The sequence below is a fragment of the Agromyces luteolus genome, assembly GCF_009729855.1.
GTDB lineage: Bacteria > Actinomycetota > Actinomycetes > Actinomycetales > Microbacteriaceae > Agromyces > Agromyces luteolus.
The window spans coordinates 1-25,969 of sequence record NZ_WODA01000007.1; the positions used below are offsets into that span (position 1 = coordinate 1).

General features: G+C 71.7%; 25 protein-coding genes and 1 tRNA gene. 21 read left to right on the forward strand and 5 right to left on the reverse strand.

Features of this window, described 5'->3' with window-relative positions; genetic code table 11:
• Nucleotides 1-66: 66 nt before the first annotated feature.
• Nucleotides 67-139: transfer RNA gene (locus tag GLX25_RS04850), tRNA-Arg, on the reverse strand.
• 66 nt (nt 140-205) lie between these two features.
• Nucleotides 206-835: an iron ABC transporter ATP-binding protein gene (locus tag GLX25_RS04855; RefSeq protein WP_155841191.1), complete on the reverse strand. Its 630-nt coding sequence runs from the start codon at nt 833-835 to the stop codon at nt 206-208.
• 40 nt (nt 836-875) lie between these two features.
• Between GLX25_RS04855 and argS the strand changes: the two genes are divergently transcribed.
• The 9 genes from argS to GLX25_RS04900 all read left to right on the forward strand — a co-directional run bounded on the left by argS (nt 876) and on the right by GLX25_RS04900 (nt 12,342).
• Nucleotides 876-2,549, forward strand: coding sequence for an arginine--tRNA ligase (gene argS / locus GLX25_RS04860; RefSeq protein WP_166548449.1), 1,674 nt, complete (start codon nt 876-878; stop codon nt 2,547-2,549).
• Between the two features lie 10 nt (nt 2,550-2,559).
• Nucleotides 2,560-3,366: an LmeA family phospholipid-binding protein gene (locus GLX25_RS04865; RefSeq protein WP_155841193.1), complete on the forward strand. Its 807-nt coding sequence runs from the start codon at nt 2,560-2,562 to the stop codon at nt 3,364-3,366.
• Between the two features lie 201 nt (nt 3,367-3,567).
• Complete coding sequence (gene lysA / locus GLX25_RS04870; RefSeq protein WP_166548450.1) at nt 3,568-4,983, forward strand: diaminopimelate decarboxylase; 1,416 nt, start codon at nt 3,568-3,570, stop codon at nt 4,981-4,983.
• A complete protein-coding gene (locus tag GLX25_RS04875) occupies nt 4,980-6,290 on the forward strand; it encodes a homoserine dehydrogenase (protein WP_155841195.1) in 1,311 nt (436 codons plus the stop codon). Before lysA ends, GLX25_RS04875 begins: the two co-directional genes overlap by 4 nt.
• Entirely contained in the window at nt 6,287-7,384 is a 1,098-nt protein-coding gene (gene thrC / locus GLX25_RS04880) for a threonine synthase (RefSeq protein ID WP_166548451.1), read from the forward strand. Before GLX25_RS04875 ends, thrC begins: the two co-directional genes overlap by 4 nt.
• Nucleotides 7,381-8,367 (forward strand): homoserine kinase, encoded by a 987-nt coding sequence (gene thrB, locus GLX25_RS04885; RefSeq protein ID WP_155841197.1) that lies wholly within the window; start codon nt 7,381-7,383, stop codon nt 8,365-8,367. The genes thrC and thrB overlap by 4 nt, the downstream gene beginning before the upstream one ends.
• 313 nt (nt 8,368-8,680) lie before the next feature.
• Nucleotides 8,681-10,771, forward strand: a complete 2,091-nt coding sequence (rho, locus tag GLX25_RS04890) for a transcription termination factor Rho (RefSeq protein WP_240898172.1) — start codon at nt 8,681-8,683, stop codon at nt 10,769-10,771.
• 3 nt (nt 10,772-10,774) lie between these two features.
• Nucleotides 10,775-11,851 (forward strand): peptide chain release factor 1, encoded by a 1,077-nt coding sequence (gene prfA, locus GLX25_RS04895; protein ID WP_155841199.1) that lies wholly within the window; start codon nt 10,775-10,777, stop codon nt 11,849-11,851.
• Complete coding sequence (locus tag GLX25_RS04900) at nt 11,848-12,342, forward strand: GNAT family N-acetyltransferase (RefSeq protein ID WP_271192562.1); 495 nt, start codon at nt 11,848-11,850, stop codon at nt 12,340-12,342. The genes prfA and GLX25_RS04900 overlap by 4 nt, the downstream gene beginning before the upstream one ends.
• 43 nt (nt 12,343-12,385) lie before the next feature.
• On the opposite strand, the gene epsC is transcribed toward GLX25_RS04900, so the two are convergent.
• Together epsC and cysK are read right to left on the reverse strand one after the other, a co-directional pair.
• Nucleotides 12,386-12,979 carry a serine O-acetyltransferase EpsC gene (gene epsC, locus GLX25_RS04905; RefSeq protein ID WP_166548453.1) on the reverse strand — a complete coding sequence of 198 codons (594 nt, stop codon included), beginning with the start codon at nt 12,977-12,979 and terminating at the stop codon, nt 12,386-12,388.
• A 30-nt stretch (nt 12,980-13,009) separates the two neighbouring features.
• Nucleotides 13,010-13,945 carry a cysteine synthase A gene (gene cysK, locus GLX25_RS04910; RefSeq protein WP_155841201.1) on the reverse strand — a complete coding sequence of 312 codons (936 nt, stop codon included), beginning with the start codon at nt 13,943-13,945 and terminating at the stop codon, nt 13,010-13,012.
• Nucleotides 13,946-14,080: 135 nt separating this feature from the next.
• Between cysK and prmC the strand changes: the two genes are divergently transcribed.
• Nucleotides 14,081-14,920 carry a peptide chain release factor N(5)-glutamine methyltransferase gene (gene prmC / locus GLX25_RS04915; RefSeq protein WP_271192565.1) on the forward strand — a complete coding sequence of 280 codons (840 nt, stop codon included), beginning with the start codon at nt 14,081-14,083 and terminating at the stop codon, nt 14,918-14,920.
• A 19-nt stretch (nt 14,921-14,939) separates the two neighbouring features.
• On the opposite strand, the gene GLX25_RS04920 is transcribed toward prmC, so the two are convergent.
• A complete protein-coding gene (locus GLX25_RS04920) occupies nt 14,940-15,866 on the reverse strand; it encodes a TetR/AcrR family transcriptional regulator (protein WP_155841204.1) in 927 nt (308 codons plus the stop codon).
• 108 nt (nt 15,867-15,974) lie between these two features.
• Between GLX25_RS04920 and GLX25_RS04925 the strand changes: the two genes are divergently transcribed.
• The 11 genes from GLX25_RS04925 (at nt 15,975) to GLX25_RS04975 (ending at nt 25,955) form a co-directional block, all read left to right on the forward strand.
• Nucleotides 15,975-16,892 carry an ATP-binding cassette domain-containing protein gene (locus GLX25_RS04925; protein WP_155841206.1) on the forward strand — a complete coding sequence of 306 codons (918 nt, stop codon included), beginning with the start codon at nt 15,975-15,977 and terminating at the stop codon, nt 16,890-16,892.
• Complete coding sequence (locus GLX25_RS04930) at nt 16,889-17,725, forward strand: ABC transporter permease (protein WP_155841208.1); 837 nt, start codon at nt 16,889-16,891, stop codon at nt 17,723-17,725. The genes GLX25_RS04925 and GLX25_RS04930 overlap by 4 nt, the downstream gene beginning before the upstream one ends.
• Nucleotides 17,726-17,825: 100 nt before the next feature.
• A complete protein-coding gene (locus GLX25_RS04935) occupies nt 17,826-18,620 on the forward strand; it encodes an L-threonylcarbamoyladenylate synthase (protein WP_155841210.1) in 795 nt (264 codons plus the stop codon).
• Nucleotides 18,617-19,915, forward strand: a complete 1,299-nt coding sequence (locus GLX25_RS04940; RefSeq protein ID WP_155841212.1) for an MraY family glycosyltransferase — start codon at nt 18,617-18,619, stop codon at nt 19,913-19,915. Before GLX25_RS04935 ends, GLX25_RS04940 begins: the two co-directional genes overlap by 4 nt.
• Entirely contained in the window at nt 19,912-20,391 is a 480-nt protein-coding gene (locus GLX25_RS04945) for a Cg1360 family ATP-synthase-associated protein (protein ID WP_155841214.1), read from the forward strand. Before GLX25_RS04940 ends, GLX25_RS04945 begins: the two co-directional genes overlap by 4 nt.
• Nucleotides 20,392-20,757: 366 nt before the next feature.
• Nucleotides 20,758-21,555 carry a F0F1 ATP synthase subunit A gene (gene atpB / locus GLX25_RS04950; RefSeq protein ID WP_166548455.1) on the forward strand — a complete coding sequence of 266 codons (798 nt, stop codon included), beginning with the start codon at nt 20,758-20,760 and terminating at the stop codon, nt 21,553-21,555.
• 45 nt (nt 21,556-21,600) lie between these two features.
• The gene (gene atpE / locus GLX25_RS04955) at nt 21,601-21,834 is read left to right on the forward strand and encodes an ATP synthase F0 subunit C (protein WP_022888426.1); all 234 of its coding nucleotides are present in this window, start codon (nt 21,601-21,603) and stop codon (nt 21,832-21,834) included.
• A gap of 28 nt (nt 21,835-21,862) precedes the next feature.
• Entirely contained in the window at nt 21,863-22,426 is a 564-nt protein-coding gene (locus GLX25_RS04960) for a F0F1 ATP synthase subunit B (RefSeq protein ID WP_166548456.1), read from the forward strand.
• A gap of 3 nt (nt 22,427-22,429) precedes the next feature.
• Nucleotides 22,430-23,221, forward strand: coding sequence for a F0F1 ATP synthase subunit delta (locus tag GLX25_RS04965; RefSeq protein ID WP_155841218.1), 792 nt, complete (start codon nt 22,430-22,432; stop codon nt 23,219-23,221).
• 97 nt (nt 23,222-23,318) lie between these two features.
• Nucleotides 23,319-24,956 carry a F0F1 ATP synthase subunit alpha gene (gene atpA, locus GLX25_RS04970; RefSeq protein WP_155841220.1) on the forward strand — a complete coding sequence of 546 codons (1,638 nt, stop codon included), beginning with the start codon at nt 23,319-23,321 and terminating at the stop codon, nt 24,954-24,956.
• A gap of 90 nt (nt 24,957-25,046) precedes the next feature.
• Nucleotides 25,047-25,955 (forward strand): F0F1 ATP synthase subunit gamma, encoded by a 909-nt coding sequence (locus tag GLX25_RS04975; protein ID WP_155841222.1) that lies wholly within the window; start codon nt 25,047-25,049, stop codon nt 25,953-25,955.
• Nucleotides 25,956-25,969 lie beyond the last annotated feature (14 nt).

The window sequence follows — 25,969 nt, forward strand, 5'->3', positions numbered from 1 at the left end:
CAGATGGCCCCAGAAATGACAGATGTCTCGCGACATATGAGACATATGTCGCGAGACATCACAACGTGCCCCCGGAGGGATTCGAACCCCCGACCTACGGTACCGGAAACCGGCGCTCTATCCCCTGAGCTACGGAGGCGCACAGCAGGAAACACTACCACTTGCGAGGCCGTCCGGCGCACGCCGGGACCCCTCGTCGATCGGCTCAGCCGACGACGTTCGCGATGACGTCGGCGACGAGACCCTGGGCGTCCCCGGGCTCGAAGAGCACCGGCGACTCGACGACGATCCAGTACCCGTCGGCGAACACCTGCGCCTGCCCGACGCCGCCGGACTGGCGGAAGAAGCCCTCGACCTCGGGCGGGGTGCCGTACGTGGGAACGGGATTCGAGCGCAGCGCCGCGTCGCCGACCTGGAGCTCGTACGCGTGCTCCGGGAGCGTGGCCACGCCCACCTCGATCACCTCGCCGCTCGTCTGGTTGCTCCATCCGCACGCCGTCCCCGAGGCGTCGACCACGTCGGCGATCGTCGCTGCGGACGGCGTGTAGTCGGGCGCGGTCCCGTAGTTCGGGTTGAACGCGTAGACCTGGTCGGGCGTGAGGATCTCCTCGCACGCGACCTCGAACGGGATCGGCTCCTCCGTCGGCTCCGGCTCGATCGTCGGTTCGGCCGGCGCCGTCGCCGCCGCGGACCCGCTCGCGGCGGGCGCCGAGGTCTCCGCCGGCGACGCGGCGGGGTCCGTGCAGGCGGACAGCACGAGGGCGAGCGCGGTCGCGCCGGCCGCGGCGAGCGCGACCGGTCGGAGCCGGAGGAGGGGGGCGTTCGGGCGCGGCATGCGGGAAACGATAGCAACGGGCGCCCGGTAGGATCTTCGAGTGACTCCCGCCGACCTCTCGCGTGCCCTGTACGACCTCGTCATCGCCCTGGTCGCACGACGACGCGAGGCCGGTGCCGAGGTCGAGTTGAGCCTCGCGCCCGACGCCGTGACGCTCGAGCGCCCGAAGCTCCGCGAGCACGGCGACTGGGCCTCGAGCATCGCGCTGCGCATCGCCAAGCCGCTCGGCGGCAACCCGCGCGAGCTCGCGACCGAACTGGCCGCCGGCCTCGCAGAGGTCGACGGCGTCGCGAGCGCCGAGGTCGCCGGTCCCGGCTTCATCAACATCCGGCTGGATGCCGCGGCCGCGGGTGCGCTCGCGAAGGCGATCGTCGACGCCGGCACCTCGTACGGGCACGGCGACTCGCTCTCCGGCCGGGTCGTCAACCTCGAGTTCGTCTCGGCGAACCCGACGGGCCCGCTGCACATCGGCCACACCCGGTGGGCGGCGCTCGGCGACTCGATCGGCCGCGTGCTCCGCGCGGCGGGTGCACGGGTCGCGAACGAGTACTACATCAACGACGCCGGCAACCAGATGGACAACTTCGGCGCCTCGGTGATCGCGGCCGCCAAGGGCGAGCCGACGCCCGAGAACGGATATCCGGGCCAGTACATCGCCGACCTCGCCGCGCGCGTGGTCGAGCGCGAGCCGCACCTGCTCGACCTCGACGACGAGGTGGCGCTGCACACCGCGCGCGAGATCGCCTACGAGCTGCAGCTCGCCGAGATCCGCGCGTCGCTCGAGCGCTTCAACGTGCACTTCGACGTGTGGACGAGCGAGCGGGCGCTCCACGCGAAGGACGACGACGGCGTGTCCGCGATCGACGCCGCGGTCGAGCGCCTGCGGGCGCAGGGCCACGTGTTCGACGAAGACGGCGCGGTGTGGGTCCGCACGACGGACTTCGGCGACGACAAGGACCGCGTCATCCGTCGCGCCAACGGCGTCTACACCTACTTCGCCGCGGATGCCGCGTACTACCTCGACAAGGGCGACCGCGGGTTCGAGCACAAGATCTACCTGCTCGGTGCCGACCACCACGGCTACGTGCACCGACTGAAGGCGCTCGCGGGCGCGGCCGGCGACGACCCCGAGAGAGACGTCGAGGTGCTGATCGGCCAGCTCGTGTCGATCAACGGCGCGAAGCTGTCCAAGCGCGCGGGCAACATCATCGAGCTCGACGACCTGCAGGCCTGGCTCGGCACCGACGCGCTGCGCTACACGCTCGCGCGCTACCCGGCCGACTCGCCGCTCGCGATCGACCCCGAGCAGCTGCGTCGACGCACGAACGACAACCCCGTCTTCTACGTGCAGTACGCGCACGCGCGCACGTCGGCCGTCGCCCGCAACGCCCACGCCTCGGGCGTCGACCGCTCGGCGTTCGCGCCCGAGCTGCTCGCGCACGAGACCGAGTCGGCGCTGCTGGGCGCGCTGCAGGAGTTCCCCCGCATCGTCGCGCAGGCCGCCGAGCTCCGCGAGCCGCATCGCATCGCGCGGTACATCGAGGAGCTCGCGGGCCTCTACCACCGCTGGTACGACAACTGCCGCGTGCTGCCGCTCGGCGACGAGCCGATCGGCGACCTGCACCGCACGCGCCTCTGGCTGAACGACGCGACCGGCCAGGTCATCCGCAACGGCCTCGACCTGCTCGGCGTGTCGGCGCCCGAGCGCATGTAGCCTCGCCCGCATGACCTCGCGCGACGCCGAGACCGTTCCCGTCGAGCCCGTGGGCGGGGCGGATGCCGCGTCGCGCCGTCCGCGCCGAGGCGGGCGCGTCGTGGTCGCCGTGCTCGTCGTCCTGGCCGTGATCGCGGCCCTGCTGGTGCTCGTCGAGACCGTCGGCCGCGGCATCGCCGAGCGGAACGTCGCCGACTCGATCGAGCGGTCGCTGCCCGAAGGCGTCGAGGGCGAGGTCCGCGTGCAGATCCGGGGGTTCTCCGCGCTCTGGCAGGCGATGACCGGGAGCATGGACGAGATGGTCGCCACGGCGCCCGAGCTCGTCGTGAACGGCGTCCCGGTCGACGTGACGGTCACCGCGTACGGCGTCCCGCTCGCCGAGGGCGGCACCCTCGAACGCGGTGAGGTCGTGGCGTCGATCGACGGCGACGCCGTCGACGAGATCGCGGCGTCGCAGGGCATCACGGGCGGGCTGACGCTCGGCGAGGGGACCGTCGCGTACGAGGACGAGACCACGTTCCTCGGCATCCCCATCGGCTTCTCGATCACGGCGGAGCCCGAGGCGGCGGGCGATCGCGTCCTGCTCCGGCCCGTCGCGGCCGACATCAGCGCCGGCGGCGGGAGCTTCGACGCGTCCGGCCTCGTCGACCGCATCCTGGGCGGCGACCCGGTCCCGATCTGCGTCGCCGACCGCCTGCCCGAGGGCGTCGAGGTCTCCGGCATCGACGTCGAGCCCGACCTCGCGACCGTCCGGCTCGAGGCGAGCGGGTTGCCGCTCGCCGAGGAGACCCTCGCGACCACGGGAACGTGCGGCTGACCTCGGCGGGCCCGGGGCCGGCGACGCCGGGCGAGGCGCGCGTCGTCGGGTGTCGTCGCCGATTCGGCCACCGCGCCGGGCGTCGGTAGACTCGCCGGTACGCCGCCTCACGAGGGCGGTCCGCACCGAGGCTTCAGGAACCGATCCGGGTTCGCTCGCCGTCCGAGCGATCCGTCGTTCCATCGTCCGTGAGGGTTCCCCGTGTCTTCCAGCGCATCCGTCCCCGCGCTGCGCGGCGCGCCCGCGGACCCGAACGCGCTCGAGCCGAAGGTGTGGCCCGAGGGCGCGCACCGCGACGACGCCGGGCGACTCGTGGTCGGCGGCGTCGACGCCCGGGCCCTGGCCGCACGCTTCGGCACGCCGCTCTACGTCGTCGACGAGCAGGTCGCGCGCTCGCGCGCCGCACGCACCCGCGCCGCCTTCGAACGGGCCGCGGCATCCGTCGGCACCTCGGTCACGGTCTACTACGCCGGCAAGGCGTTCCTCTCGGGCGCGGTCGCGCGCTGGATGACCGACGAGGGGCTCGCGATCGACGTCGCGACCGGCGGCGAGCTCGCCGTCGCCGTCGCCGCGGGCGCCGACCCGGCCCGCATCGGGTTCCACGGCAACAACAAGTCGGTGCGCGAGATCGAGCGCGCGGTCGGCGCGGGCGTCGGCACGATCATCATCGACAGCGAGGTCGAGGTGCTCCGGGTGGCGGATGCCGCGGCGCGTGCCGGTCGCGTGCAGCGCGTGCGCCTCAGGGTCAACTCGGGCGTGCACGCGTCGACGCACGAGTTCCTCGCGACGGCGCACGAGGACCAGAAGTTCGGGGTCGCGCTGCCCGACGCCGGGCGCGTGGTCGCCGACATCCGCTCGCACGACTCGCTCGACTTCGTCGGCCTGCACTGCCACATCGGGTCGCAGATCTTCGACGCGGCCGGGTTCGCCGAGTCGGCCGAGCGGCTGCTCGCCGTGCACGCCGAGCTGTCGGCGATCGCCCCGGTGCCCGAGCTCAACCTCGGCGGCGGGTTCGGCATCGCGTACACCGAGGCCGACGAGCCCGCGCCGATCGAGGAGATCGCAGACGGGATCGCGCGCGCGGTCGCCGCGGCATCGGCCCGGTACGGCGTGCCCGTCCCGCGGCTGGCGTTCGAGCCCGGTCGCTCCATCATCGGCCCGGCCGGCATCACGCTCTACGAGGTCGGCACCGTCAAGCCCGTGCCGACCGACGACGGCTGGCGCCACTACGTGTCGGTCGACGGGGGCATGAGCGACAACATCCGCACGGCGATGTACGGCGCCGCCTACACGGTCCGCCTCGCATCGCGGGTCTCCGACGAACCGGCCGCGCTCGTGCGCGTCGTCGGCAAGCACTGCGAGTCCGGCGACGTCGTGGTCGACCACGACTGGCTACCGCACGACGTCGCCCCCGGCGACCTCGTCGCGGTCGCGGCGACCGGCGCCTACTGCTGGTCGCTCTCGTCCAACTACAACCACGTGCCACGACCGCCGGTCGTGGCCGTCTCCGGCGGGGCCGCGCGCGTGATCGTGCGCGGCGAGAGCGAGGAGGACCTCCTCGCGCGCGACGCCGGACTGCCCGACCACGACGATGACGCACACGGAGTCACCGCATGATCGAATACCGTTCCATCCGCGTGGCGCTGCTCGGCGCCGGCTCGGTCGGCTCCCAGGTCGCCCGGCTGCTGCTCGAGCAGGGCGACGAGCTCGCCAATCGCATCGGCGCGAGGATCGAGCTCGTCGGCATCGCCGTCCGCGACGTCGACGCCCCGCGCGACGCCGCGCTGCCGCGCGAGCTGCTGACGACCGACGCGGAGTCGCTGATCCTCGGCGCCGACATCGTGATCGAGCTCATGGGCGGGCTCGAGCCCGCGCGCACGCTCATCCTGAAGGCCATCTCCTCGGGTGCCGACGTGGTCTCGGGCAACAAGGCGCTGCTCGCCACGCACGGGCCCGAGCTCTTCGCCGCGGCCGAGCAGGTCGGCGCGCAGCTGTCGTACGAGGCCGCCGTCGGCGGTGCCATCCCGATCATCCGGCCGCTGCGCGACAGCCTCGCGGGCGACCGCATCGACCGGATCCTCGGCATCGTGAACGGCACGACGAACTTCATCCTCGACCGGATGGACACCACCGGCGCCTCGCTCGAGGACGCCCTGGCGACCGCCACCGAGCTCGGCTACGCCGAGGCCGACCCCACGGCCGACATCGGCGGCTACGACGCCGCCCAGAAGGCCGCGATCCTCGCGAGCCTCGCGTTCCACACGAGCGTGCCCGTCGACCAGGTGCATCGCGAGGGCATCACCGGCGTGACGGCCGCGCAGGTCGAGTCGGCCAAGCGCGCCGGCTACGTCGTCAAGCTCCTCGCGATCTGCGAGCGCCTGGCCGACCCCGAGACGGGGGAGGAGGGCGTGTCGGCGCGCGTCTACCCCGCCATGGTGCACCGGAGCCATCCGCTCGCAGCGGTGCACGGCGCCAACAACGCGGTCTTCGTCGAGGCCGCCGCGGCCGGTCCGCTCATGTTCTACGGCGCGGGCGCCGGCGGCGTGCAGACCGCCTCGGCCGTGCTCGGCGACCTCGTCGCGATCGCGCGACGCCACGTGCTCGGCGGGCCGGGCACCGCGGAGTCGACGCACGCCGAGCTGGCCGTGCTCGACATCGGCCGCATCACGACCCGCTACGCCATCACGATCGAGGCCGCCGACCAGCCGGGCGTGCTCGCGACCATCGCGCACGTGTTCGCCGACCACGGGGTCTCGGTCGGCGAGCTCGAGCAGACCATCAACGACGAGAACGGCCGGGCTACGCTGGTGATCGGCACCCATGAGGCGCGTGAGTCCGCGCTCGCCGAGACGGTGCGTGCGCTCGCCGACTCTCCGGTCGTGACCTCCGTCGTTTCCGTCATCCGAGTCGAAGGAGCAGAGTGAACCACCAGGCAACGAAGGCGCCGTCGCGCCAGTGGCGCGGCGTCATCCGGGAGTACGCCGACCGCCTCGACGTGACCGACGCCACGCCGATCGTCACCCTCGGGGAGGGCGGCACTCCGCTCCTGCCGGCGCCTGCGCTTTCGCGCCGGACCGGCGCCGACGTATGGGTCAAGTTCGAGGGCATGAACCCGACCGGCTCCTTCAAGGACCGCGGCATGACGATGGCCGTCACGAAGGCCGTCGAGCGCGGCGCCGAGGTCGTGATCTGCGCCTCGACCGGCAACACGTCGGCCTCCGCCGCGGCGTACGCCACGCACGCCGGCATCAAGGCCGCCGTGCTCGTCCCCGAGGGCAAGATCGCGATGGGCAAGCTCAGCCAGGCGATCGCGCACGATGCGCAGCTCATCCAGATCCAGGGCAACTTCGACGACTGCCTCGACATCGCCCGCGACCTCGCCGAGAACTACCCGGTGCACCTCGTCAACTCGGTGAACAACGACCGCATCGAGGGCCAGAAGACCGCGGCGTTCGAGGTCGTCGAGGTCCTCGGCGACGCGCCCGACCTGCACTTCATCCCGGTCGGCAACGCGGGCAACTACACCGCCTACACGCGGGGCTATCGCGAGGACATCGCGGCCGGCAACGCCACGAGGCTGCCGCGCATGTTCGGCTTCCAGGCCGCCGGGTCGGCACCGCTCGTGCGCGGCGAGCCGGTGCGCAACCCCGAGACCATCGCGAGCGCGATCCGCATCGGCAACCCGGCGTCGTGGCACCTCGCGCTCGAGGCGCGCGACCTCACCGACGGGTACTTCGGCGCGATCGAGGACGACAAGATCCTCGAGGCGCAGCGGATCCTCTCCGCGGAGGTCGGGGTCTTCGTCGAGCCGGCCTCCGCGATCAGCGTCGCCGGCCTGCTCGAGCGGGCCGAGGCCGGGCAGGTGCCGGCGGGCGCGAAGGTCGTCCTCACGGTCACCGGGCACGGGCTGAAGGACCCGCAGTGGGCGCTCCGCCGTCCGGACGGGTCCGAGGTCGCGCCGACGGTCGTCCCCGCGGACGTCGCGCACGTCGCCGAGGTGCTGGGGCTCGGCGCATGAGCGCGGCCGCCGCCGCCTCGGCGGAGGCGACGCCCTCGACGGAGGCGACGCCGTCGCGTGACGCACTCCTCGGGCGGAAGGTGCACGTGAAGGTCCCGGCGACGTCCGCGAACCTCGGCCCGGGCTTCGACACGCTCGGGCTCGCGCTCGCCCGCTACGACGAACTCGAGGTCGAGGTCGTCGGCTCCGGACTCGAGATCGAGGTCCACGGCGTCGGCGAGGGCGAGGTCCCGCTCGACGACTCGCACCTCGTCGTCCGCGCGATGGCGCACACGTTCGCGCGGCACGGCCGCGCGCTCCCGCCGATCCGCCTCGTCGCGCACAACTCCATCCCGCACGGGCGGGGTCTCGGCTCCTCGGGTGCGGCGATCGTGGCGGGCGTCATGGCGGCCAAGGGGCTGCTCGAGCCCGAGGTCGAGATCTCGCCCGACGGGCTGCTCGAGCTCGCGACCGAACTCGAGGGCCACCCCGACAACGTCGCCCCGGCCCTCTTCGGCGGGCTCACGATCGCGTGGGTCACGCCCGACGGCCCGCGCCACAAGAAGCTCATGGTGCACCGCGGGGTCTCGCCGCTCGTGCTCGTGCCCGAGCACGAGATGTCGACCGCGCTCGCGCGCAGCCTGCAGCCGCAGTCCGTGCCGCACGAGGACGCGGTCTTCAACGTCTCGCGTTCCGCGCTCCTCGTCGCAGCGCTCATCCAGAGCCCGGAGCTGCTGCTCGCCGCCACCGAGGACAAGCTGCACCAGAGCTACCGCGCCGAGGCGATGCCCGAGACCGACCGGCTCATCCGTCGCCTGCGCGAGGCGGGGCATCCCGCCGTCATCTCCGGGGCCGGGCCCTCGATCCTGGTGCTCGCGAGCGACCCGAGCGAGCGGGCGGATGCCGCGCGCCTCGTCGAGGAGACCGCGGACACGGCCTGGCAGGCGCTTCCGCTCGCGGTCGACTTCCTCGGCGCGACGGTGACCCCGGCCGACGGACCCTAGCGGCGGGAGCGTGATGCGGGCTCGCGATGCACGCCGCACGGCGTGGCGCGTGGTCGGACCGCGGATCGCCGGGTGCTAGACTGAGACCCGCACCCGGTAGGCGCTGCACCACCTGCGTCGTCGCCGTTCGGTGCGATTCCCGGCATCTCATGCTTTCGCCATCGCGCAGATCTGCGCCTCGTGCGCACGTCTGCGACGTGCCGCGACCAGCTCTCCTCGGCCAACCCCCAATGCCTGGCCAGGGGAAAGGACAATCCCAGTGACCAACGGAACCGACCACGCCGAGCGCGTGGACGCCGCCCGCCTGTCGACCATGAAGGTCGCCGAGCTCCAGGAGCTCGCGTCATCGCTCGGCATCTCGGGTGCTTCGAAGCGCCGAAAAGGAGAACTCGTGGAGTTGATCTCCGCCCACACCGACGGCGCCGCGGCCGTAGTGGCCGACGACGTCGTCGAGCCCGCCGCCGCGGAGACCCCGGAAGCCGAGGCCGCGGCCGAGGCATCCGCCCCTGCCGTCGACGCACCGGACGCCGGCGAGGCCGCCCCTGTCGTCGAGACGCCGGCCGCCGAGGCGCCCGCTGCCGAGGCGCCCGCTGCCGAGCCGGCCCGCCGTGGCCGGCAGCCGCGTCGCGCGACGAGCGCCACGGCCGCCGCTGCCCACGCGAACGCCGGAGCGACCGGCGTCGACCTCGTGCCCACCGACGCGTCGGCGGGCGAGGCGCCCGCTGCGGACTCGTCCGACGATGAGGCCCGCGAGGCGGCCCGCGCCGCCGTCCGCGAGCAGCTCGCCGCGGCGACCGCCGGGAGCCGGAAGGGCGACGCGGGCGAGGGCCAGGCCGAGGGTCAGGCCGACGGCACCGCCGAGGGCGAGGGCAAGGCCGACCAGCCCGCGCAGGAGCAGCGCCAGGGCCGCAGCCGCAACCGCGGTCGTCGCGGCGGCGCCGACCGCGGCGAGGGCCAGAAGGCCGAGCAGCCGCAGGGCGGACGCCGTGCCGACGAGCAGGCCGAGGGCGACAAGGGCCGTCAGGCCGAGTCCGACAAGGGTCGCCAGGGCGGCGACGCCGAGAAGGGCAAGCAGGACCAGCAGCAGGGGGGCCGGGGCCAGCAGGGCCGCGGCGACCAGCAGCAGGCCGACGGCGAGGGCGGCGGCCGCCGCAACCGCTACCGCGACCGCAAGCGTCGGGGCCAGGGCCAGGGCGACGAGGTCGAGCCCGAGATCCTCGACGACGACGTGCTCATCCCGATCGCCGGCATCCTCGACGTGCTCGACAACTACGCGTTCGTGCGCACCACGGGCTACCTGCCCGGCCCGAGCGACGTCTACGTCTCCCTCGGCCAGGTGAAGAAGTACCACCTGCGCAAGGGCGACGCGGTCGTCGGCTCGATCAAGCAGCCGCGCGAGGGCGAGGGCAGCAGCCGCCAGAAGTACAACGCGCTCGTCAAGATCGACTCGGTCAACGGCCAGACCGCCGACGAGGCCGCCGCGCGCGTCGACTTCCAGAAGCTCACGCCGCTCTACCCGCAGGACCGCCTGCGCCTCGAGACCGAGCCGACGAAGCTGACCCAGCGCATCATCGACCTCGTGGCTCCGATCGGCAAGGGCCAGCGCGGCCTCATCGTCGCGCCGCCCAAGGCCGGCAAGACGATCGTGCTGCAGCAGATCGCGAACGCGATCGCGATCAACAACCCCGAGGTCCACCTCATGGTCGTGCTCGTCGACGAGCGCCCCGAAGAGGTCACCGACATGCAGCGCACGGTGAAGGGCGAGGTCATCGCCTCGACCTTCGATCGTCCTGCCGAGGACCACACCACGGTCGCCGAGCTCGCGATCGAACGCGCGAAGCGCCTGGTCGAGCTCGGCCACGACGTGGTCGTGCTGCTCGACTCGATCACCCGCCTCGGCCGCGCCTACAACCTGGCCGCGCCGGCCTCGGGCCGCGTGCTCTCGGGCGGCGTGGACGCGTCGGCGCTCTACCCGCCCAAGCGGTTCTTCGGCGCGGCGCGCAACATCGAGAACGGCGGCTCGCTCACCATCCTCGCCACCGCGCTCGTCGAGACCGGCTCGAAGATGGACGAGGTGATCTTCGAGGAGTTCAAGGGCACCGGCAACTCCGAACTGCGTCTCTCGCGTCACCTCGCCGACAAGCGGATCTTCCCTGCGGTCGACGTGAACGCGTCGTCGACGCGCCGCGAGGAGATGCTGCTCTCGCCCGACGAGGTGAAGATCACCTGGAAGCTCCGCCGTGCGCTCGCCGGCCTCGAGCCCCAGCAGGCCCTCGAGGCCGTGCTGGGACGCCTCCGCGAGACGCAGTCGAACACCGAGTTCCTCCTGCTCATGCAGAAGTCGGCTCCGGTGGGCGGCAACGGGAACGGACACGGGCACGGCCACGAGTCCGACCACCGCTGATCGATGTTCGAGTCCGTCCAGGCTCTGATCGCCGAGCACGCCTCGCTCCAGGACGAGCTGGCCGATCCGGCGCTGCATGCCGACGCCGCGCGTGCGAAGCGGGTGAACCGGCGCTACGCCGAGCTCAGCCGGATCGTCGCCGCGCACGACGCGTGGCGGCAGGCACAGGAGGACCTCGAGGCGGCGCGTGAGCTCGCCAGGGAGGACGAGGCGTTCGCGGAGGAGGTCCCCGGACTCGAGGAGCACCTCGCCGAGTCGCAGGAGAAGCTGCGCCGGCTCCTGATCCCGCGCGACCCCGACGACGGCCGGGACGTGATCATGGAGATCAAGGGCGGCGAGGGCGGCGCCGAGAGCGCCCTCTTCGCGGCCGACCTGTTGCGCATGTACATCCAGTACGCGCAGTCGAAGGGCTGGAAGACCGAGCTCCTCGAGCGCGACGAGTCCGACCTCGGCGGGTACAAGAACGTCCAGGTCGCGATCAAGTCCAACGCCTCCGATCCGTCGCAGGGCGTGTGGGCGCACCTGAAGTACGAGGGCGGCGTGCACCGCGTGCAGCGCGTCCCCGTCACCGAGACGCAGGGCCGCATCCACACGTCGACGACCGGCGTGCTCGTCTTCCCGGAGGTCGACGAGCCCGAAGAGGTCGAGATCAACCAGAACGACCTCAAGATCGACGTCTACCGGTCGTCCGGCCCCGGCGGCCAGTCGGTCAACACCACCGACTCGGCCGTGCGGGTCACGCACGTCCCGACCGGCATCGTCGTCGCGATGCAGAACGAGAAGTCGCAGCTGCAGAACCGCGAGGCAGCGATGCGCGTGCTGCGCGCCCGGCTCCTCGCGCGGCAGCAGGAGGAGCTCGCGGCCGCCGCGTCCGACGCGCGCAAGTCGCAGATCCGGTCGATGGACCGCTCCGAACGCATCCGCACGTACAACTTCCCCGAGAATCGGATCGCCGACCACCGCACGGGCTACAAGTCGTACAACCTCGACCAGGTCATGAACGGCGCACTCGAGCCGATCATCGAGTCGGCGATCCACGCCGACGAGGAGGCCCGGCTCGCCGACCTCGGCGACCAGTGACCGAGCTCGTCATCCGGCCCTTCGCCGCCGACGACTGGCCGGCGGTGCTCGCGATGATCGACGAGGTCGTGCGAGAGGGCGAGACCTACGCGTATCCGACGCCGCTCGCGCCCGAGGAGGCGCGTGCGCTCTGGGTCGAGACGCCTCCCGGCCTCACCGTCGTCGCCGAACTCGACGGGCGCATCGTCGGCACCGCGAAGATGGGACCGAACCGACCGGGGCCGGGCGACCACGTCGGCACGGCGTCGTTCATGGTCGCGGGCGACGCGCGCGGCGCGGGCGTGGGGCGTCGGCTCGCCGACTGGGTCGTCGACTGGCACCGTCGCGAGGGCTACGAGGGCATCCAGTTCAACGCCGTCGTCGCCTCGAACGAGCCCGCGGTCCGGCTGTGGCGCTCCGTCGGGTTCGAGATCGTCGGCACGGTCCCAGGGGCGTTCCGTTCGCCGCGCCACGGTCGCGTCGGGCTGCACGTGATGTTCCTGCCGCTCTGACGGCGACCGACGGGCGGATGCCGCGGCATCCGTCTCGTCGACCTCAGATGTGGAAGTCGACGTGCCAGTCGTGCATGCCGCGGGCGGCATCCGCCGTCGCCGGCGAGAGCGGCTTGGCGACCGCCGGGATCCCGACGAGCAGCGAGTGCGGGGGAGCACCCCTCGTCACCACCGCGTTCGCGCCGATCGCGCTGCCGGCGCCGATCTCGATGTCGCCGAGCACCTTCGCTCCCGCGCCGACCGTGACGCCGTCGCCGAGCGTGGGGTGGCGCTTCGCGCCGCGCGGGGCGCCGCGGGGCGCCTTCCCGCCGAGCGTGACGCCGTGGTACAGCATGACGTCGTCGCCGACGACCGCGGTCTCGCCGATCACGACGCCCATGCCGTGGTCGATGAAGAACCGACGGCCGATCGTCGCGCCCGGGTGGATCTCGATGCCCGTGAGGAAGCGCACCAGCTGCGACACGACGCGCGCCGGCAGCCGGAGGAGCGGCGCCCGCCACATGCGGTGCGCGAGCCGGTGCGCCCAGATCGCGTGCAGGCCCGAGTAGGCGAGGACGATCTCGATGCGACTGCGTGCGGCGGGGTCGTGGGAACGTGCCGTCGCGATGTCTTCCCTGAGGCGGCCGAGGATTCCCACTCGTCAAGTCAACCAGATCGCCGGCGGCGACTAGTCGAGCAGGCCCTCGTAGAGCACCGTCGAGAGGTACCGCTCGCCGTAGCTCGCGGCGATCACGACGATGGTCTTGCCGGCGTTCTCGGGCCGCTGCGCGAGCTGGGTGGCCGCGTGCACCGTGGCGCCGGAGGAGATGCCCCCCAGGATGCCCTCCTCGACGCCGAGGCGGCGCGCGGTCGCGACGGCCTGGTCGATGTTCACGTCGATGATCTCGTCGTAGACCTCGCGGTCGAGGATCGCGGGCACGAAGTTCGCCCCGATGCCCTGGATCTTGTGCGGGCCGGGCTGGCCGCCGTTGAGGATCGGCGACTCGAGCGGCTCGACGCCGACGATCTGCACCTCGGGCTTGCGCTCCTTCAGGACCTGGCCGACGCCGGAGAGCGTGCCGCCCGTGCCGATGCCCGAGACGAAGATGTCGACGCCGCCGTCGGTGTCGTCCCAGACCTCCTCCGCAGTGGTGCGGCGGTGGATCTCGACGTTCGCCTGGTTCTCGAACTGGCGCGCGAGCACCGCGCCGGGGGTCTCGGCGGCGATCTGCTCGGCCCGCGCGACCGCGCCCTTCATGCCCTCCGCGCCCGGGGTGAGCACGAGTTCCGCGCCGTAGGCGCGCAGCAGCGCGCGGCGCTCCTTCGACATGGTCTCGGGCATCGCGATGACGACCCGGTAGCCGCGTGCGGCGCCGATCATGGCGAGCGCGATGCCGGTGTTGCCGCTCGTGCCCTCGACGATCGTGCCGCCGGGCTTCAGCGAGCCGTCGGCCTCGGCGGCGTCGACGATGCCGATGCCCAGCCGGTCCTTCACGCTCGCCGAGGGATTGTAGAACTCGAGCTTGGCGAGCACGGTCGCGCCGGCGCCATCCGTCACGCGGTTCAGCTTCACGAGCGGGGTGCGCCCGAAGACGTCGGTGATGTTCTCGTAGACCTGGGCCATGATCTCGTTCCCTCTCGTGACGGCGGCGTCGTGCCGCGCACCAGCATACGGACGGTGGGAACCCGCCGGGAGTGGGTTACATTCCATTGCGTGAATGCGACACCCGACGAGCCGGCGTCCCGACGACTCCGCGACGTGCGCGACGCGACGGTCGGCACGTTGCGCGCCGCGGGCATCGCCGACGCCGAGGTCGACGCCGATCTCCTGATGGGCCACGTGCTCGGTCTCTCGCGCGGCGAGGTGCACGCGCGACTGGTGATCGGCGACATGCTGTCGACGACGGATGCCGCCGCGCTCGACCTCCTCGTCGCCCGCCGCGCTCGTCGCGAGCCGCTGCAGCACCTGACCGGGCGGGCCGCGTTCCGATCGCTCGAGCTGGCCGTCGGGCCGGGCGTCTTCGTCCCGCGTCCGGAGACCGAGCTGCTCGCACAGCTCGCGATCGACGCCCTGCGCGCGGCGGCCGAACCCGAGCCGATCGGCGTCGACCTCGGCTCCGGCAGCGGCGCGATCGCCCTGTCGATGGCCACCGAGGTCCCGCACGCACGCGTCCGTGCGGTCGAGAACTCGCCCGAGGCGTTCCCGTGGACACGGCGCAACGTCGACGAGGTCGCCGCGCCCAACCTCGAGCTCGTCTTCGGCGACCTCGCGGAGGCGCTGCCCGAGCTCGCAGGCCACGTCGCCGTCGTCGCGTCGAACCCGCCCTACATCCCCGACGACGCCATCCCGCGCGACCCCGAGGTGCGCCTGCACGACCCGGAGCACGCCCTCTACGGCGGACCCGACGGGCTCGACGTCGTGCGCGTCCTGTCGCGTCGGGCGCTCGTCCTCCTGCACCCGGGCGGTGCGCTCATGATCGAGCACGGCGAGACCCAGTCCGCCGAGATCGCGGCGATCCTGAAGGCCGACGGATGGCACGCCGTCGCGCACCACCGGGACCTCACCGGGCGCGACCGGGTGACGACCGCCCGGCGCTGAGCCCGCGGCATCCGCCCCGTCAGTCGGCGGAGTGCCGGGCGCGCGCCTCGCGGACGGCCTGCCGTTCGAGCCTGCGCGCGTCGCGGACCCGCTTCTCGGCCTCGCGCACCGACTTCCTCGCCTCTCGGACCTTCTTGTCGGCGGCGACCTCGGGCGTCTCGCGCGCCACGGGCGGGGGAGCGGGTCGTTCGCCGTCCGCGCGCCGCGCGATGTACTCCGCGACGCCGTCGAGCACGCGCTCGAGACCGAACGCGAACGGGTCCTCGCCCTCGCGGAAGACACCCGCATCGACCGCGCGCCGGAGCGCCGGGAACTCCTCGGCGGTGACGAAGGCGTCGAGCACGGCCGACCGGCCGTCGTCGATCGCCTGCGGGTCGATGCCCGCCGCGCCCGCCGCGACCTCGTAGGAGCGCTCGATCGTCGACTGCCAGCGGAGCTGACCGGTGACGAGCAGGATGATCGCCACGCGCTCGTCCTCGTCGAGCGGTGCGGCCGCGAGCGCGTCGAGCATCGCGTCCATCCAGGCGAGGTTGTTCGGGGTGATCGGCGTGCCCTGGATGGGGATGTCGAGGAGCCACGGGTGCGCGCGGTGCACGTCGACCTGGGCGCGGCCGAGCGCACGGAGCCGCTCGCGCCAGTCGGCGTCGTCGAGCCCGGCCTCGGGCTCGGGCGGGAGTCCGATGCCCTGCTCCTGCATGAGCACGAGCAGGTCGTCCTTCGCCGTGACGTACCGGTAGAGCGACATCGTCGTGTACCCGAGGGACTGCGCGACCCGGCTCATCGAGACCGCCGCGAGCCCCTCGGCGTCGGCGAGCTCGACGGCGGCGTCGACGATCCGCTCGATGCTCAGCTCGCGCTTGGGCCCGCGCTGCGGGTTCGCGGCCACGCCCCACGCGAGGGCGACGCCGCGCGGCAGTTCGGGCTCGACGGGGTTCTCGGGAGCCATCCGCCTCCAATCCACGCGAGATGCTTGCGACCAGCATAGAACTGTGTATTACTTAAACCACTGTGGATGACATACACAGTTTACCTCGTACACCGGAAGGGCGCAGCCATGACCATCGCGATCGAGGCGCACGGGATCGCCAAGCGGTTCCGCCGCGTGGAGGTCCTGCGGGACCTCGACCTCGCCGTCGCCGCCGGGAGCGTGTTCGGCCTCCTCGGGCCGAACGGCGCCGGCAAGACCACGACCATCGACATCTTCACGACCCTCGTGCGACCCGACGCCGGAACGGCCGTGGTCGCGGGCGCCGACGTGCGGCGCGACCCCGACGGGGTCCGAGCCCGCATCAGCCTCACCGGCCAGTCCGCCGCCGTCGACCAGGTGCTCACCGGCCGCGAGAACCTCGTCATGCTCGCGCGGCTCTCGGGGCTCGGGCGCCGCGCGGGTCGGGCGCGAGCCGACGAACTGCTCGAGCGGTTCGACCTGGCGGACGCCGCGGCGCGCCCGGTTTCCGGCTACTCCGGGGGCATGCGGCGGCGGCTCGACCTCGCCCTGAGCCTCGTCGTCCCGACCCGCGTCATCTTCCTCGACGAGCCGACCACCGGGCTCGACACCCGCAGCCGCGGCGAGCTCTGGCGCGTCGTCCGCGAGGTCGCCGACGCGGGCGCGACCGTGTTCCTCACCACGCAGTACCTCGAGGAGGCCGACCGGCTCGCCGACCGCATCGCCGTGCTCGACCGCGGCCGGATCGCCGCCGAGGGCACCGCGTCGGAGCTCAAGGCGCGCGTCGGCGGCGAGGTCGTCCAGCTCCTCGGGCCGGACGACGAGGTGCTCGCCGAACGGTCGACCGACGGGACGGTCCACGGACTCCGCGCCGCGGTCGACGAGTTCGACCGGACCGCGGCGTCCACCGCCGACGGCGCCCGGGTCGCCATCCGCCGGCCCAGTCTCGACGACGTCTTCCTCGCTATCACGTCGGGCCCGGCCGAGCCGGCGCGACGGGCCGACCTCATCGGATCGAAGGGATGACCATGTCAACGCTGATCGACGCCGTCACCGGGCCGTCCGCGCCCGCACCCGCGCCTCCTGCGCTTCGAATGCGGCCGCGCGGGCTGACCGCCGAGGCGGTCCTCATCCGCCGCAGCATCACGCACTCCCTCCGCGACACGGAGGCGCTCCTCATGGCCGTGCTGCTGCCGACCCTGCTCATGCTCCTGTTCACGTTCGTCTTCGGCGGTGCGCTCGACCCGTCCGGCGGGTACGTCGACTACGTCGTTCCCGGCATCATCCTGCTCTGCGCGGGATTCGGGGCGAGCTCGACGGCGCTCTACGTCGCCCGTGACATGACCACCGGCATCATCGACCGCTTCCGCACGATGCCGATGCGAGCGAGCGCGGTGCTGACCGGTCACGTCGTCGCGAGCGTGCTGCGGAACCTCTTCGCGACGGGCGTCGTGATCGGCGTCGCGCTCCTCGTCGGCTTCCGGCCGACCGCGACGCCGGCGGAGTGGCTCGCCGCGGTCGCCCTCATCGCGCTCTACATCCTCGCGATCACGTCGCTGTTCGCGGCGATCGGCCTCGCGGCATCGAGTCCGGACGCGGCGAACGCCTACGGCTTCATCCTGCTGTTCCTGCCGTACCTCTCGAGCGCGTTCGTGCCGGTCGACACGCTGCCCGACTGGCTCGCGTGGTTCGCCGAGCACCAGCCCATCACGCCCGTCATCGAGGCCATCCGGAGCCTCCTCACGGGCACGCTCATGGGCGACGCGGCCTGGTGGGCGGTCGGCTGGTGCGTCCTGTTCGTCGCCATCGCGGCCGTGTGGGGCGGCCGGCTGTTCCGGCGCAGGGCGCGTCGCCGCTGAGCGGCGGGCGCAGGCGAGCGGATGTCGCGGGGCCGGCCCGCCCCGCGGCATCCGACACGCCCAGCCCCGACCGCCCCGTCACGTCTAGAATCGAGCGGTCATGACACTCATCCACGACTGCTCGGTCGAGTCCGAGCTCCTCGCCGGCATGCGCCTGGCCCGTCGCGCCATCGGCAGCGGCGAGCTCGTCGTCATCCCCACCGACACCGTCTACGGCGTCGCCGCCGACGCCTTCAGCGCGGCGGCCGTCCAGCGACTGCTCGATGCGAAGGGGCGCGAGCGCACCTCGCCGCCGCCCGTGCTCGTGCCGGGCATCCCCACGCTCGACGCGCTCGCGGCCGAGGTGCCCGACGCCGTGCGCGCGCTCGTCGCGGAGTTCTGGCCGGGTGGCCTGACCGTGATCCTGCGCGCGCAGCCGTCGCTGCACTGGGACCTCGGTGAGACCCGCGGCACGGTCGCGCTGCGCATGCCCGACCACCGGATCGCGCTCGAGCTGCTCTCCGAGACCGGGCCGCTGGCCGTGTCGTCGGCGAACCTGTCGGGCATGCCGTCGGCCAGCACTGCGGACGAGGCCGCCGACATGCTCGGCGATCGGGTCTCCGTCTACCTCGACGGCGGCGCCGCGGGCACCGGCTACGAGGCGATCGGCGAGCGGCCGGGCGACACGTCGTCGACGATCGTCGACGCGACCGGCCTCGCCGCCGATGGCACCGGTGTGCTCCGAATCGTCCGTGCGGGCGTGATCTCGCGCGAGCGGATCGCCGAGGTCGTGGGGGAGGAGCTGCTCGCCCCGGTCGACGGCGCGGCGCCCGCCCCGGCGGAGGGCGCCGAGCCCGAGGCATCCGACGACGATGCCCCCGCACCGACCGAGCGGACGGACCCCGCCGCCTCATGACCCTGTTCGTCCTGCTCGCGCTCGTCACCGCGGTGGTGACGTTCGCCGGCTCGCTGGTGGTCTGGAAGCTGAGCCTCAAGTACCGGCTCTATCCGAAGATCCGCGAGCGCGACGTGCACACGCGGCCGACGCCGCGGCTCGGCGGCATCGCGATGTTCCTCGGGATCCTCGTCGGCTTCGCGGCCGCGGCCTGGATCTCCTCGCTCGGCATCGCCCGCTTCGCGAACCTGCGGATCGTGTTCCAGGATCCGTTCCAGGTGCTCGCGATCCTCCTCGCGGCGGGACTCATCGTGGCGATCGGCGTCGCGGACGACATCTGGGACCTCGACTGGCTGACCAAGCTCGCCGGGCAGTTCATCGCGGCCGGCGTGATCGCGTGGCAGGGCGTCTCGATCGTCTCGCTGCCGATCGGCGCGCCCGACGGCGGCATCACGGTGGGCTCGTCGTGGATGAGCGCGACCGTGACCGTCTTCACGATCGTGCTCGTGATGAACGCGATCAACTTCATCGACGGGCTCGACGGGCTCGTCGCCGGGGTCGCCCTCATCTCGAGCGGCGTGTTCTTCCTCTACTCGTACCTGCTCGTGCAGCAGACCTCGCCGACGAACTACTTCAACCTCGCGTCGCTGCTCGCCGTCGTCGTCGTCGGCGCGTGCGCGGGCTTCCTGCCGCTCAACTGGCACCGGGCGAAGCTCTTCATGGGCGATGCCGGAGCGCTGCTCGTCGGCCTCCTGATGGCGACGTCCGCGATCGCCGTGACCGGCCAGGTCGACCCGTCGCAGCTCGGCACCGACGAGCTGTTCCCGGCGTTCATCCCGATCATCATCCCGTTCGCGGTGCTGCTGATCCCGCTGCTCGACTTCGGACTCGCGGTCGTGCGCCGCCTCCGGGCCGGCAAGTCGCCCTTCGCGGCCGACCGCAAGCACCTGCACCACCGCCTGCTCGACATGGGGCACTCGCACCTGCACGCGGTGCTGATCTTCTACGGCTGGACCGCGGTCGCCTCGTTCGGCTGCCTGCTCGCGTTCGTCCTGCCCGTCTACTTCGGCATCGACTCCGGTTGGGCGTTCCTCTTCATCGGCGTCGGGTTCGTCATCCTCGCCGCACTCACGCTGGCCCCCCTCGGCCGGCGCAAGCGCCAGACCGTGGCGGCCGAGGCGGATGCCGCCGGCAGCACCTCCGCGTCCGGCATGGACGAGCTCGCGGCCGTCGACCCCCTCCGCGACGACGACTCCGACCCCCGACCCGTCCCCGATCGCCCGACCCCGGGCGAACATCCGACAGGAGCCCGATGACCACCTCGCCCCGCGACCCCGCCGACCGCACGCCGACCTCGAACCCGGTGCTCCGCCGCGCCCTGAACTGGGGGGCGGCGATCGCCGGCGGCATCGCCGTCGTGGGCGGCATCTTCGGCCTCGTCTTCGCCGGCACCGAGGGCCTCGTGAGCGCGCTCCTCGGCACGCTCCTCGCCGTGGTGTTCATGGGGATCACGGGGGCGAGCATCCTGCTCGCGAACCGCTTCGCCGGCTCCGACGTCTTCGTGGGCGCATTCTTCGGCATCGTGCTGGGCGGATGGCTGCTGAAGTTCATCGTGTTCATCGTGCTGGTGGTGCTCCTGCGCGGCGTGGACTGGCTCGATCCGGTCGTCCTCTTCCTGGCGATCGTGGCCGGCGTGATCGGATCGCTCGTGGTCGACGTCCTCGTGGTGGCGCGGTCGCGACTGCCCTACGCGAGCGACGCGCAGCTGCCGCCGCCCCCGTCCGACGACTGACCGGAGACGCCGCCCGAACGGGCGGCGTCGTCGTGTTCCGGGCCGCTTCGGCGGGGATTCCCGGTCGTCCCGCGCATGCGGCGGGGCTCCGTCTCCGCTTCGATCGCCCGCCCGTCGCGGCACCGCCGCGGAGCGTCGTCCGCGGGCGTCCCGGTCGTGGCATGCGCCGAGCGGCATGCTGCCCGGTCGGCGCCGACTTCTACAGCGTGTGGCGATTCGGCGGAGCGCCGAAGTCTTGCTACAGTAGGGGCGATCCCCCACGGTTCCGCCCTGCTCCGGCATGGGTGCCGGACCGTTTCCATGTTCGTCGACGCGAGAGCCCCGCTCCACGCCCCGAAACAGGAGATAGCGCTGCTAGCTAACGCTGTGAACCTGCTGGTTCCGACTGCAACCGATGATGGTGAGTTCCACGGGCCGTCGATCGAGGAGTTCTTCCCCGGCCCGCTCCTGTTCGAGGACACGGCCTTCGAGATCAACCGCATCATGCTGGTGCGCTTCGTGGCCGTCGCCGCGCTGCTCCTGGTGTTCTGGTTGGGCACGCGCAACATGCGCATCGTCCCGGGCCGATTCCAGAGCATCGTCGAGATGGGCCTGGACTTCATCCGCGTCGGCGTCGCCGACGACCTGCTCGGCAAGAAGGACGGCAAGCGGTTCCTGCCGATCCTGACGACGATCTTCTTCATGGTGCTGTTCATGAACATCACGGGCATCATCCCGGGACTGAACATCGCCGGTACGTCGGTCATCGGCGTCCCGCTCGTGCTCGCGATCGTGTCGTACGTCACGTTCATCTACGCCGGCATCAAGCAGAGCCCCAAGAACTTCTTCAAGAACTCGCTCTTCCCCTCGGGCGTGCCGTGGCCGGTGTACATCATCGTCACGCCGATCGAGCTCATCTCGACGTTCGTCATCCGCCCCGTCACGCTGACGCTGCGACTCATGATGAACATGATCGTCGGCCACCTGCTGCTCGTGCTGTTCTTCGCGGCGACGCAGTTCTTCATCTTCAACCTCGGCGGCTGGTACACGCTGCTCGGCGTCGGAACGCTGGCCTTCGGCTTCGTGTTCACGCTGTTCGAGATCCTCGTCGCCGTCCTGCAGGCCTACGTCTTCACGCTCCTCACCGCGGTCTACATCCAGCTCGCGGTGGCGGAGGAGCACTGAGCCAGGGCGCCCGCCCGAAGAAACCCCAAGAAAGGAAACCCCAACGTGGACGCAACCACCGTTCTCGCTGAGATCAACGGCAACATCGCAACGGTCGGCTACGGCCTCGCCGCCATCGGCCCGGCCATCGGCGTGGGCATCGTCGTCGGCAAGACCATCGAGGGCGTGGCTCGCCAGCCCGAGCTCGCCGGCCGCCTCCAGGTCCTGATGTGGATCGGCATCGCCTTCACCGAGGCGCTGGCCTTCATCGGTATCGCCACCTACTTCATCTTCGTCTGATCGTCCCGTCCCAACTGAGGAGGCCAACGTGCTTCACGCAGTGCTGAGAGCTGCAACCGAGGGCGAGAATCAGAACCCGGTGCTGCCGGCGACCTACGACATCGTCTGGTCGGCGGTCTGCTTCGCCATCATCCTCGTCTTCTTCTGGCTGTACGCGCTTCCGCGCATGCAGAAGCTGCTCGACGAGCGCGCCGAGGCGATCGAGGGCAACATCGCGAAGGCCGACGAGGCCCAGCGCAAGGCCGAGGCCGCCCTCGAGGAGTACACCGCCCAGCTCGCCGACGCGCGCGCCGAGGCGGGCAAGATCCGCGAGACCGCCCGCGAGGACGGCAAGAAGATCGTCTCCGAGGCCAAGGAGCAGGCGTCGACCGAGGCCGCCCGCATCAACGCGAGCGCCCAGGCGCAGATCGAGGCCGAGCGCCAGTCGGCGCTCGTGTCGCTCCGCTCCGAGGTGGGCACCATCGCCATCGACCTCGCGTCGGGTGTCGTCGGCGAGTCGCTCTCCGACGACGCCAAGGCCAAGGCCGTGGTCGACCGCTTCCTCGCCGACCTCGAGGCGTCCGAGCAGGCCGCTGCAGGGGGGAAGAAGTAACCCATGGGCAGCGCTACGAGAGAGGCCCTGGCCGGCACGCGAGCCGAGCTCGCGGCGATCGGCCGGGCCGAGCTCCCGGTGGCCGGCGACCTCCTCGCCGCGACCCGGGTGATCGCGGTCACCCCGCAACTGCGGACCGCCCTCACCGACAACGAGGCCGACACCGCCCAGAAGTCCGAGCTCGTGCGGCGGGTCTTCGGCGGCAGGGTGGCACCCGGCGCGGCGTCGCTCCTCGTGAGCGCGTCGTCGCAGCGGTGGTCCTCCTCGGCCGACTTCCTCGACGGGCTCGAGGAGCTCGGCTTCCGGGTCGCTGCGGATGCCGCGGGCGACGCGGAGGTCGACGGTGAGCTGTACGCGTTCCAGCGCACGGTCGCGTCCGACGCCGAGCTCGAGCTGGCCATCGGGTCCAAGCTCGGATCCACCGAGGCGAAGGTCGCGCTCGTCGAGCGGCTGCTGAGCTCGAAGGCCGCACCGGCGACGACGCTGATCGTCCGCCACCTCGTGCAGTCGCCCCGTGGTCGCCGCATCGGCGAGATGCTGCGCTCCGCGGCATCCGTCGTCGCCGACCAGCGGGGGTTCGACGTCGCCACGGTGACGTCGGCCGCACCCCTGGCCGACGACCAGATCGCCCGCCTCGAGCGCACGCTCGGGGCCCAGGCCGGCCGCCGCATCCGCTTCGACGCCATCGTGGACCCCGCGGTCCTCGGCGGAGTCCGGGTGCAGATCGGCGACGACGTCATCGACGGCAGCGTCGCCAGCCGCCTCACCGACCTGAGGCAGAAGCTTGCCGGCTGACGCCGGACGACAACGACCGGCGTCCTGCGCCGCGACACACCAGTAGCTGTACCAGCGGTACAGACCCGGGCCTGGCCCGTCAGAGAAGGAAATGGCAATGGCAGAACTCTCCATCAGCCCCGACGAGATCCGTTCGGCTCTCTCGGAGTTCGCCCGCGACTACGAGCCGGGCGCGGCGCAGAAGACCGAGGTCGGGTACGTGACCGACGCGGCCGACGGCATCGCCCACGTCGAGGGCCTGCCCTCGGTCATGGCGAACGAGCTCGTCAGGTTCGCTGACGGCACGCTCGGCCTCGCACTCAACCTCGACGAGGACGAGATCGGTGTCGTCGTGCTCGGCGAGTTCACCGGCATCGAGGAGGGCATGGAGGTGACCCGCACCGGCGAGGTCCTCTCGGTCCCCGTCGGCGAGGGCTACCTCGGCCGCGTCGTCGACCCGCTGGGCAACCCGATCGACGGTCTCGGCGAGATCGCCACGGAGGGTCGCCGTGCGCTCGAGCTCCAGGCTCCGGGCGTCATGCAGCGCAAGTCGGTGCACGAGCCGCTCCAGACCGGCATCAAGGCGATCGACGCGATGATCCCGGTCGGCCGTGGCCAGCGCCAGCTCATCATCGGCGACCGCCAGACCGGCAAGACCGCCATCGCCATCGACACGATCATCAACCAGAGGGCGAACTGGGAGTCGGGCGACCCGACCAAGCAGGTCCGCTGCATCTACGTCGCGATCGGCCAGAAGGGCTCGACGATCGCGTCGGTCAAAGGCGCGCTCGAGGACGCGGGCGCGATGGACTACACCACCATCGTCGCCGCGCCGGCCTCCGACCCCGCGGGCTTCAAGTACCTCGCCCCGTACACCGGCTCGGCGATCGGCCAGCACTGGATGTACGACGGCAAGCACGTCCTGATCATCTTCGACGACCTGTCGAAGCAGGCCGAGGCCTACCGCGCCGTGTCCCTCCTCCTCCGCCGCCCGCCGGGCCGCGAGGCGTACCCCGGCGACGTCTTCTACCTGCACTCGCGCCTCCTCGAGCGTTGCGCGAAGCTCTCCGACGAGCTGGGCGCCGGCTCGATGACCGGCCTGCCGATCATCGAGACCAAGGCGAACGACGTCTCGGCGTACATCCCGACCAACGTGATCTCGATCACCGACGGCCAGATCTTCCTGCAGTCCGACCTGTTCAACTCGAACCAGCGTCCGGCGGTCGACGTCGGCATCTCGGTCTCCCGAGTCGGCGGCGACGCCCAGGTCAAGTCGATCAAGAAGGTCTCGGGAACGCTCAAGCTCGAGCTCGCCCAGTACCGCTCGCTCGAGGCGTTCGCGATGTTCGCGTCCGACCTCGACGCGGCCAGCCGCCGTCAGCTCGAGCGCGGCGCGCGCCTGACCGAGCTGCTCAAGCAGCCGCAGTACTCGCCGTACCCCGTCGAGGAGCAGGTCGTCTCGATCTGGGCCGGCACCAACGGCAAGCTCGACGAGGTCCCCGTCGAGGACATCCTGCGCTTCGAGCGCGAGTTCCTCGACTACCTCGGCCGCAACACGTCGGTGCTCTCGGACCTCCGCGAGACCAACGTCCTCTCCGACGAGACGGCCGAGACCCTCGAGTCCGAGGTCGACAAGTTCAAGCTCGAGTTCCAGACCGGCGAGGGCAAGCCGCTCGCCTCGGTCGGCAGCGAGAAGTTCGAGGCGATCGACGAGGAAGAGGTCGGCCAGGAGAAGATCGTCAAGGGTCGCCGCTAGTCGATTCCGCCGTCCCCGGGGCTCTCGGGGTCGGGCCGCACCGGCCCGACCGGGAGCCTCGGGAACAGGAAGCCAGGACACAGGAGAAACATGGGAGCGCAGCTTCGGGTCTACCGCCAGAAGATCAAGTCGGCGCAGACGACCAAGAAGATCACGCGAGCGATGGAGCTCATCTCCGCCTCGCGGATCCAGAAGGCGCAGGCGCGCGTCGCCGCGTCGACGCCGTACTCCGACGCGATCACGCGTGCGGTGTCCGCGGTGGCGAGCTACTCGAACGTCTCGCACGTGCTCACGACCGAGCCGGAGCGGGTCGACCGCGCGGCCATCGTGATCTTCACCTCGGACCGCGGCCTCGCGGGCGCGTTCAACTCGCAGGTCCTGCGTGAGTCGGAGGAGCTCGCCGAGCTGCTGCGCAGCCAGGGCAAGGAGGTCGTGTACTTCCTGATCGGCCGCAAGTCGGTCGGGTACTTCTCGTTCCGGCGCCGCGACTACGAGCGCAGCTGGATCGGCGGCACCGACAACCCCGAGTTCGAGACCGCCAAGGAGGTCGCGGACGCCGTGCTCGAGGCATTCCTCCGCGACAGCGCGGACGGCGGCGTCGACGAGATCCACATCGTCTACAACCGGTTCGTCAGCCGCATCACGCAAGTGCCGGTCGTGACGCGACTGCTGCCGCTCGAGGTCGTCGAGGCCGAGGAGGAGGTCGCGCCGTCGGGCAAGGCCGAGGTCTTCCCGCTCTACGAGTTCGAGCCCGACGCCGAGACGGTCCTCGACGGACTGCTCCCGGTGTACATCGAGAGCCGCATCTTCAACGCCATGCTGCAGTCGGCCGCCGCGAAGCACGCGGCCACGCAGAAGGCGATGAAGTCGGCCACCGACAACGCCGACAAGCTGATCACCGACTACACGCGACTGGCCAACGAGGCCCGGCAGTCCGAGATCACGCAGCAGATCGCAGAAATCGTGGGTGGAGCGGACGCGCTCTCCTCCTCCAAGTAGCCAAGATTCATCCA